We start from the raw sequence: 9,406 nt of genomic DNA on the forward strand, positions 1-9,406 counted from the left end.
CCCACACCCCACACCCTACCCCCAGGAAAAACTTTTTCACCAGACCCTAATTAAACCCTAGTTAAACACTTCTCGCCATCCTCGTTTTCCTTTGCTTTGGCGTAAGGGAGAGGCTAAATCGACAATTTTCTCCAGCAGTTTCGGGGCCAATTTTTGACACCAAAGAGCTAGATGACTTTGCCAACCGACGACAATTTCCGTTTTTTCCCTATTTAACCCGGTAATTAGGGTTTGGGCGACTTCTTCGGCGCTCATCGGCTTTAACCATCGAAATAACTGCAATTCTCGCACCATATCCGTATCGGTTAAAGAGGGTAAGAGGGTGACAACTTTGATGTTGTGTTCCCGTAATTCCGACCTGAGAGCCTGACTAAAACCCAAAATGGCAAATTTGGTGGCCGAGTAGGTAGCGAAGCTAGGAGCGGCAATTTTACCCATCATGCTGGAAACATTGACGATGGTTCCCTGTCCCCGAATTGCCATCCGGCGGGCAATTAAGCGAGTAACTGTGTACATGGCCATCAGATTTAAAGATATTTCTGCTTGCACTTGCGAAAATTGCGATCGCAGAAAGGGGGTTTGATGGGCAATACCGGCACAGTTAACGAGGATATCAATACCACGACATTCTTGCCAAACGCGGATAATTGAAGGACTAACAAGGTCATTTTCGGTTAAATCTAGGGCTAAAGGTGTGGCAATGACCCCTAGAGACTCAATTTCTTTGGCTAGTTTGTCTAATCGCTCTTGATCTCTGGCAACAATCACAATTCTGCTTAAACCTTGTCGGGCTAATTCTAAGGCGATCGCACGTCCGATACCCCGGGATGCCCCCGTGACTAGGGCTGTTTTTCCCTGTAATTTCATGATCAAACTCCTGTTTTAAGCAACAGTACAGAAATTTATTGGTTTTGCTTCTGAAATCTTTGATTTGTGCATCTATGCCCTACATAAGTAGCGAAGCAATCCGGGGATAGATGGATAGGTTAGGGTGCATGGGATTTTTCCTCCTTCAAAGCGCACTCTTGAACCCACGGTAACAGTTGTCTTTACAAACAGCAATCTTTTTTAACACTTTTCCGCAAAATCACTCGATCGGATGAACGCTCAGGGTGATCCTCATACTAAATCCGTTAAGTATAGGTAACATATCAGGATAGTCAAAAGGCAAGAGGCAAGAGGCAAAAGGGGGAATAGATAATCAGTTTTTAATAACTGGATTTAGTATCAATCCGATGGAAGGGGAGAAGGGAGTAGGGAAGTGGGGAAGTGGGGAGAGGGGGGCAGCGGGAAAAAAATTGTGGAGCCACCCTATTGTTGATCTCAATTTAGGTGTTCAATGTCGGTAATAATCGGTAAAATTACCGTGATCTTTGTGCCTTTTCCTTCCTCACTTTCTAGGTGAATTTGTCCTTTGTGCGCTTCCACACAGCGTCCGACAATGGCTAATCCTAATCCCGTTCCTTGAATATTATCGACATTGCTACCGCGATAAAAAGGTTTAAATAAATTTTCTTGATCTTTGCTGGGAATACCAATGCCTCGATCGATAATTTTAAAGACTACCTGCTCGGATTCGACAATAATCTTAAATTCTACGGGGTTTCCCTGTGGTGAATATTTGATAGCATTTCCCAGTAAATTTGTCAAGATATGTTTAATTAAATTAACATCCCAAAGTCCTCTTTCTAAGCTGCCCTCAATTTGGAAAATAATTGCCGATTGTTTTTCTGGCTTAACCATAAAAGATTCTACCAATTTCTGACAATAATCGAGCAAATCCACCAGATCAAATTGACAGTATAATCTCCCGGAATCGGCCCTACCAATTAATAACACTTCTGTGAGCAATTGATCCATGTCTTTAATGGCCGATCGAATCATGCGAAAATAGCTAACTTGCTGATCTTTTGTCAACCGATCGCGACTTTCTTCTAATAATCCAGCCGAGAGTAAAATTTTATTTAAAGGATTGCGAAAATCGTGAGATAACATGGAAACAAATTCAGTTTTTAACTGATTTAATTCCTGAGCTTTTTCCAGTTGATTAGTGCGTTCAATCACGCTCATTTTTAAAGCTTCGTTGGATTCTCGTAAAGCTTCCTCCATCTGTTTTCGCTCGATCGCATAACATAGCGATCGAGTTAAAATTTCTAAACTTACTTCTCTTTTAATTAAATAATCCTGCGCTCCCTGACGTAGTGCTGCCAAAGCTAAATTATCATCATTAGTATTAGTTAAAACCACGATTGGTAATTTCGGAGCCGTAATCAAAAGGGGAGCTAAGGATTCCAAATCCTGACTATCTGGTAAAGTTAGATCTAATAAAATTACATCAAAATTTGTTTGTTTTAAAAGAGAAATTGCCTCCGATAATCTTGACACATTAACCAGATGAAATTCTTTTTTTTCATTACCCTTAAGAATTTCCTTTAATAATCGAGCTTCGGCTAAATTATCCTCGATTAAAAGAACTTTTATATCCTGCGAGAGTCCCATTGTTTAATCAAGAGTTAAAGAGATTTGGGAAGTTAGGAAGTGGGGTGTGGGGTGTGGGGAGAATAAAGCTGCCTCCTGACTCCTGACTCCTGACTCCTGACTCCTGACTCCTGATAACTGATAACTGATAACTGATCATGATTCACTCACTGGGTAAAGTAGCGGTTTCTAACCAAAAAGCCTCGATATTTTTGACAATTTTGAACAAATCGTTGAGATTGCGCGACTTGGTTATATAACAATTAACGTGCAGTTCATAGCTATAAAAAATATCCTCCTCGTTGCGAGAAGTGGTTAAAACCACCACAGGAATTCTTTTTAAACTGGGATCGTTTTTGATTTCCGCTAATACCTCCCGTCCGTCTTTTCTTGGCAAATTCAGATCGAGAAGAATCAGATTAGGACGGGGAGAATCGAGATACTCCCCTTCTCGACGCAGATAATCCATGGCGTTGACACCATCCCTAACGATAACTAATTCGTGCGGGACGGTGCTAGTTTTTAATGCCTCTTGGATGAGGCGAATATCAGCTTTACTGTCCTCCACCAATAAGATAATTTTGTGTGGCACGTCCTCGCCAGCGCTCACGCTCGTTACCTCCTAGGGGAATTGTAAAATAGAAAACCGCTCCTTTACCTAATTGGGATTCTACCCAAATTCGTCCGCGATGACACTCGATAATTTTCTTACAAATCGCCAAACCCATACCTGTGCCGGGGTACTCGTCGCGGGTGTGTAGTCGTTGGAAAATCACGAAAATACGTTCGGAAAATCGGGGATCGATACCAATTCCATTATCGGTGACAGAGAACAGCCATTCCTCCTCTTGACGTTGGGCAGCAATATGAATAGTGGGAGTTGCTTTTCCCCGGAATTTAATGGCATTACCGATGAGATTTTGGAACAATTGCATTAACTGGGTTTTATCTGCCATGACAATTGGCAAAGGATCAACGGTGATTATAGCTTGACTTTCTTGAATTCTCCCTTTCAGGTTAGCGAGAGCTTTTTCCAGTGCCAGATTAGCATCGATGGTATTAAACTCTACCGCCTGCATATCCACTTTTGAGTAAGCCAGCACATCATCTATTAATGTTTGCATCAAGCTGACACCTTCGACGGCAAAAGTAATAAATTCTTTAGCATCTTCGTCCAGTTCTTCGGTGTAGCGCATTTCTAGCAACTGCACATAGTTGGCGACTTGATTGAGGGGTTCCTGTAAATCGTGGGAAGCGACGTAGGCGAATTTTTTTAATTCGGCGTTTGATAGTTCCAAATCCCGCGCTAAACGTGCCAATTCATCGGCTTGTTTTAAGATGATATTGACGATCGCTTTTCGTAATTCTAGTGCGGCGTTAATTTCTACCGCTTTCCAGGGTAAAGATTTGAGGCGAACGGTTTCTTTCCAGAGGGAGAAAGATTTACGCGGACAGAGACGAATATTACCATCTATGGCAGTCGTTTCGATCGCTTTACCCGGATCACCACCCCAGTTCACGGTTTGAATTACTTCCGGACGAAACCAGAGGAGATAATTACGTTTAGAAATGGGAATTGCTAGTAAACCACTGGCAATGTCTTTAAACTTACCCGCATCGGCATAAATTCGCGGTAAGGAATTGGTATAGTAAACATCTTCATGGACGTTTTTTTCTAGCCAAGTAATCAGATAATTTAGTTCTTCTTCGCTCGGTGTTACTCCAATTAAGGTATAGTTACCACCTAAACAAATAGCGGCTCCTGTGGCTTTAGTTAGATCGAGCAGATTCGGTTTATGGGCAATTAATCCATCAATAAAGTTATTAGCTTCCGCCATATAATCGATTAATTGCGATTGCACAAAGCTTAATTTTACTCGATAGTCATAATCCTCGGTTTCTTCCCGTGCCGATATTTCCGAAAAAATCACTCTTCCTAAGAACTCACAGGCTTTACGGAGTTCGTAGGGTACATATTTAGGGGTGCGATGATGACAGGCAATAATGCCCCAGAGACGTTTATTTTCAATCAGAGAAATGGTTAGAGATGCTCCCACTCCCATGTTATGCAGGTATTCTAAATGACAGGGAGAAGCACTTCTAAGACTGGACAGGGTTAAATTTAAGGGTTGTTGAGTTTCGGGGTGAAGACTAGGCACTAGATCGACGGGTTCAGAGGTAGCATCGGGAATCTGTCGAATCCAATTAGCACTTAATAAATTTCGTGCCGGGAGAGGGATATCGGAAGCGGGATAACGTAAACCGAGATAGGGTTCTAGTTGCTCTATTTTGTCTTCTGCTATCACATCACCGTTATCTTCTTCGTCGAATTTGTATAACATAACTCGATCAAATCCTGTCATTTTTCTGACTTCTTTAACGATGATATTACAGAAATCTTTCAGGCTACGGGTGGCTTCAAGTTTATCGATCGAAGTTTTGGCTAGGTGATAGAATCTCAGGAAAGGAATGTTTTCATAGGAAATAGCTGGTTCTAACTCTAAAATCAGCATTTGTTCGGCGTTACGGTGGAAAATAGCATCAAAGACGGCAAAATCATCCCCTTTAACCCGCGCCCAAATTTTGGCAGGATTGAGAGCATCAAAATCGTTATTTTCTATGGCTGATTTTAGAGGATCGATCTGAAAGGGATCGAAGATTTCCTCTAGGGTTTTACCGATAATTTCCCCCGGAGAAATACCCAATAAACTGCGGCTATTATTGCTAGTTTGGCTGACTTTTAGCTCTGGTTCGCTGAGAACTAAAAGCACCCCGTGCGGTTGAATTCGGTTATAGAGATGGATCGGTTCCCGTTCGATCGAAGTTGGGTTAATTGTCTCGGTTATAACTTCCATGTGTATTGCCCCTAGAGGATTTTTGCCAAGTTGAAAACTCTTTGTTTATTAAAACTATTTCTTCTCACTTTCAGGGAGCGATCGAGAATAAATTTACTTCTCTTAATCCCAGTCCATCAAAAGTCATAAAACTTTAATTAATCAGTGACTTATCGATCGAGCAGTCCTGTTCAGTTCCCTTTATTATAATCAGTTTTTCTCTGAGAATCTATGGTAATTTGTTAAGAATTAAGAGTTAATGTTACAAAGGAAGGATAATTCTTAATAAAAATATACAGTAGTTAAGGGGTTTCAGACCCAAAAATTTCCAGGAACGCACCCTAGAAAAGTAGGCGATATCGTACTGTAATTATACAATTGATAAGCAAGAACAAATTCAAGAGATAAATTAGTAAACTTGATAGTGTTTTCCAATATCAACTATAACAATTAAAGTTTCTCCTGAATCAGTATCTTGACGAAAAGTAAAAATAATACGGCAATCGTAACTAACAGAACATGACCAATAACCTTCTAATCTACTTGTCAGCTTATGAGATTTTAAAGAAGGGGTAAAGGGATTATCTTCTAACAAATGTAGAACCTCTGATACCTTGCTTTGTAGTTGAGGATTTTTGCTGATTAAGCGTTGAAAAGCTCTTTTAAAGCTTTTGTCAGCAACTAATTTCATTCTTCTTCATCCTCTAATAAATAAGCCATTATCTCTTCAGCACTGCCTTTTTTTGCTGTTCCCATTGCTAAAGATTTTAAGGTTTCTTCGCCATTTTTAGCCATCTCCTCCCGGCGTTTCTCAATGCGTCTTTTACGAATTAGCTCAAACAAATAATCTTGGTCTTCAATGGATAGACTCTCTACCGATTCGATCAGATCTTGAAAAAATGCGATACTCATTAAAGTTTACTCCTGTTAGTTAACTTTTTTTCCTGATATGTTATCACAATATAGCGATGAGTTAGATACTGCACTCCCTCCCGACAACAAGCTTGAGCATTGAGGTGGAAAAGGTGCGTTACGCTACGCTAACGCAGCCTTGTATGTTGGGAATGGGGAATAGGAGTTATCCTAACCTCAAGAAGAACAAGAAAAAGAGTGGCTCTGGACGCACCATAAAGCAAAAAGCTGGCTGAAATATGTTGCGATTATTTTGCCGGATACCATACTTCTATAGTTCCACGCTCATAGCCTCGTTGTAGCTTTTTATTGGGCTGTAGTTTTGCATTCTTAATAAGAGGTTGACTTACAACCTTTTGAAGGCATTTTGCTGCCGCACGATCATCATCATAGAAATATTTAATCCATGCCTGACCTTGTGGTGGAGCGGCTCTTTCTGGCACTGGTTCTGGGCGATCCCCTGGAACATTAAATCCACGATCGCTTAACTCTTGTCGTAACTTCTGGGCATTTTCTTCTTGTTGGGATCCCGATGGATATTGTACGGTGACTGTAATCTGCCGATTTTCATTGCAGTCTGGAGGAGGCGCTGGAATTATCGGTATGAAGAATAATAAAAGGAGAATCGGACCGATGATTTTTAGCTTTGATTTAGCCTTTTGTGTAAATTCTGGAATTTTAAAAATACCAAAGTCTACGTTGGAAAAATATGGGGAAAGAAATAATATGAAAATAAAAGTTAGCATGACAACTTGAAATTCTAGTGGGATTCCAAGAATGTCAGTAATACGTTTGTACATAAAATTCTTACCTCAACGAGTATGTTGGAAATGGAGGATAGTAGTCAAGTAGGGTGCGTTAGGTAATCCCTTGTTTTTAGGGAAAAAATCAAGAGCTAAATATTGCCGTAACGCACCACTTACTTTAAAGAAAAGTGTTTGACTACTTTTATAAGCCGCTATGACGGAGGAGAGGTTCGGTACTGGGTTCGCGACCGCGGAAAGCTTTAAAAACATTCATAGGATGAGAACTTCCCCCCATAGCTAAGACAGTATCGCGAAAACGGCGGCCGATCGCTTTCACTGCTTCTTCGTTATCTAATCCTACTTCCTCGAAAGCGGCAAAAGCATCGGCGCTGAGAACTTCTGCCCATTTATAACTATAGTAACCCGCCGCATAACCGCCAGCGAAAATATGTCCAAAAGAACACAAGAAAGCATCTTCTGGTAGAGGAGGAATTATCGTCGTCGTCGCCGCTAAACGCTGTCTGACTTGTTTAGGAGTTTCGCCGCCATTGGGTTGATAACGATGGTGTAATTCCAAATCTACTAAAGACAAATGTAACTGACGCAGCATGGCCGAACCGCTCATATAATTCTTAGCTAGAAGCAGTTTTTGGTAGTAATGTTCGGGGAGAGTTTCACCGGTTTGGTAGTGTTTGGCCATACTCATTAAAGTAGGGCGATCATAACACCAATTTTCCATAAATTGACTGGGCAATTCCACCGCGTCCCACTCAACGTTATTAATACCCGCCGCGCCGGAATAGTCCACAGTGGTTAACATATGCTGTAAACCGTGGCCAAATTCGTGAAATAGGGTAGTTACCTCCTCAAAGGTCATTAAACTGGGGTTTCCGTCCACTGGAGGGGTTTGATTGCAGATTAAATAAGCCACAGGTAAACGCACCTCGGTGCCGGTTTTGGCCCGACCGATACAGACATCCATCCAAGCACCGCCGCGTTTTTCGGCGGGACGACTGTAGGCATCGAGGTAGAAATAGGCGATTTTTTCGCCCTTTTCGTCATTAATCTGGAAATAACGCACATCGGGATGCCAGATAGGTGCTTTACCGTCGGCAGCGATAATTTCCACCCCAAAAATCCGTTTAGCGAGGCTAAATATGCCTTCTAAAACCCGTGGTAGGGGGAAATAGGGGCGTAATTCCTCGGCACTAAAGTTAAACTTGGCCTGACGCTGTTTTTCTGACCAATAGGCTATATCCCAATGCTTGAGATCGTCGGTTCCCGCAAAAGTTTTTAAGGCCTCTAAATCCTGTTTTGCCGCTTCATAGCTTACTTGGCGTAAATTGTCAAGCAATTTCTCGATTTCATCCACAGAATTGGCCATTTTCCTGGCAAGACTGACCTCGGCGTAGGTACTATAACCTAAAAGATGGGCCTGTTCCTGACGAAGTTGCAAAATGCGATCGATTAAGGGATTATTATCCAATTCTCCCAGATCAGCCCGACTAACGTAGGCCTTATAGAGTTTTTCGCGCAATTCCCGATTATCGCTGTACTTCATAAAGGGGAAATAACTGGGAAAATCGAGGGTAATCACCCAGGGGCCAGTTTCGGTGCTGGCGTTAGTTTCTCCTTGGCCCCGGGCGGTTTGGGCGGCTAAACTAAGGAGACTAGGGGGTAAACCGGCGATATCTTCTGGGGTTGTTAGTTTCAGTTGAAAAGCTTTGGTGGCATCGAGGATGTTATTAGAAAATTTCGTGGTGATTTCGGCTAATTCCAGTTGAATCGCGTTAAATCTGTCTTTTTTCTCCCCTACCAATCCCACCCCGGCCAATTGAGCATCCCGCAGGGAAGCTTCGACAATGCGCTGTTGTGCCTCGTCTAATTGCCCCCAGCTTTCCCCTTGACGCAGGGACAAAAATGCTTCATAAATGGGTTTACTTTGGCTTAAACGGCTAATAAACTCGACTACCTGTGGTTGTACGGTTTCGTAAGCTTGACGCAATTCTGGGCTATTTTTTACCCCCATCAGATGACCGATAATCCCCCAACTCCAGCTTAAACGTTCTTCGATCCGGGTGAGGGGTTCGACTAATTTTTCCCAGGTGGGGGCAATCTGCGCTTCTAGATCGGTTAATTCTCTGGCCAGTTCCTGCAAAAGTTGCGTCATGCCAGGGACAATCAGGCCGGGTTGGATTTGGTCAAAAGCCGGTAATCCTTGACCGGCAAGCAGCGGGTTACTGGTGTTCGTCATAATTTTTGGTCTGCAAGGGTGAGTAATCTGTATCTTTTACTACCGCTCAACTAAACTTACTCAAACTTACTTAAAAGCCTGAAAGCTTAGTCATTCGTAGTGGGTCAAGCACTACAGGATTAAACGGCAAACCCTTTATTCCCTGGTCAATGACATCAGGAATTACTTTTCTAATGATGTTA

The 9,406-nt window shown here is 42.1% G+C and carries 8 protein-coding genes; all 8 read right to left on the reverse strand.

The window, feature by feature from the left end; genetic code table 11:
• Nucleotides 1-57: 57 nt before the first annotated feature.
• The 8 genes from PN470_RS18985 to PN470_RS19020 all read right to left on the reverse strand — a co-directional run bounded on the left by PN470_RS18985 (nt 58) and on the right by PN470_RS19020 (nt 9,224).
• Nucleotides 58-867, reverse strand: a complete 810-nt coding sequence (locus tag PN470_RS18985; protein ID WP_002777481.1) for an SDR family NAD(P)-dependent oxidoreductase — start codon at nt 865-867, stop codon at nt 58-60.
• Nucleotides 868-1,323: 456 nt separating this feature from the next.
• Complete coding sequence (locus tag PN470_RS18990; RefSeq protein ID WP_271937031.1) at nt 1,324-2,499, reverse strand: hybrid sensor histidine kinase/response regulator; 1,176 nt, start codon at nt 2,497-2,499, stop codon at nt 1,324-1,326.
• A 142-nt stretch (nt 2,500-2,641) separates the two neighbouring features.
• Complete coding sequence (locus PN470_RS18995; protein WP_002801723.1) at nt 2,642-3,088, reverse strand: response regulator; 447 nt, start codon at nt 3,086-3,088, stop codon at nt 2,642-2,644.
• On the reverse strand, nt 3,033-5,333 hold the full coding sequence (locus tag PN470_RS19000) for a sensor histidine kinase (RefSeq protein ID WP_271937035.1): 2,301 nt from the start codon (nt 5,331-5,333) through the stop codon (nt 3,033-3,035). Before PN470_RS19000 ends, PN470_RS18995 begins: the two co-directional genes overlap by 56 nt.
• A 388-nt stretch (nt 5,334-5,721) precedes the next feature.
• The gene (locus PN470_RS19005) at nt 5,722-6,003 is read right to left on the reverse strand and encodes a type II toxin-antitoxin system RelE/ParE family toxin (RefSeq protein WP_103111083.1); all 282 of its coding nucleotides are present in this window, start codon (nt 6,001-6,003) and stop codon (nt 5,722-5,724) included.
• Nucleotides 6,000-6,224, reverse strand: a complete 225-nt coding sequence (locus PN470_RS19010) for a hypothetical protein (RefSeq protein ID WP_002744271.1) — start codon at nt 6,222-6,224, stop codon at nt 6,000-6,002. The genes PN470_RS19005 and PN470_RS19010 overlap by 4 nt, the downstream gene beginning before the upstream one ends.
• A gap of 248 nt (nt 6,225-6,472) precedes the next feature.
• Nucleotides 6,473-7,024: a hypothetical protein gene (locus tag PN470_RS19015; RefSeq protein ID WP_103111082.1), complete on the reverse strand. Its 552-nt coding sequence runs from the start codon at nt 7,022-7,024 to the stop codon at nt 6,473-6,475.
• 148 nt (nt 7,025-7,172) lie between these two features.
• Complete coding sequence (locus PN470_RS19020; protein ID WP_271937039.1) at nt 7,173-9,224, reverse strand: M3 family metallopeptidase; 2,052 nt, start codon at nt 9,222-9,224, stop codon at nt 7,173-7,175.
• Nucleotides 9,225-9,406: the final 182 nt, after the last annotated feature.

The sequence above is a fragment of the Microcystis sp. CS-574 genome, from assembly GCF_028329095.1.
Taxonomy (GTDB): domain Bacteria; phylum Cyanobacteriota; class Cyanobacteriia; order Cyanobacteriales; family Microcystaceae; genus Microcystis; species Microcystis ichthyoblabe_A.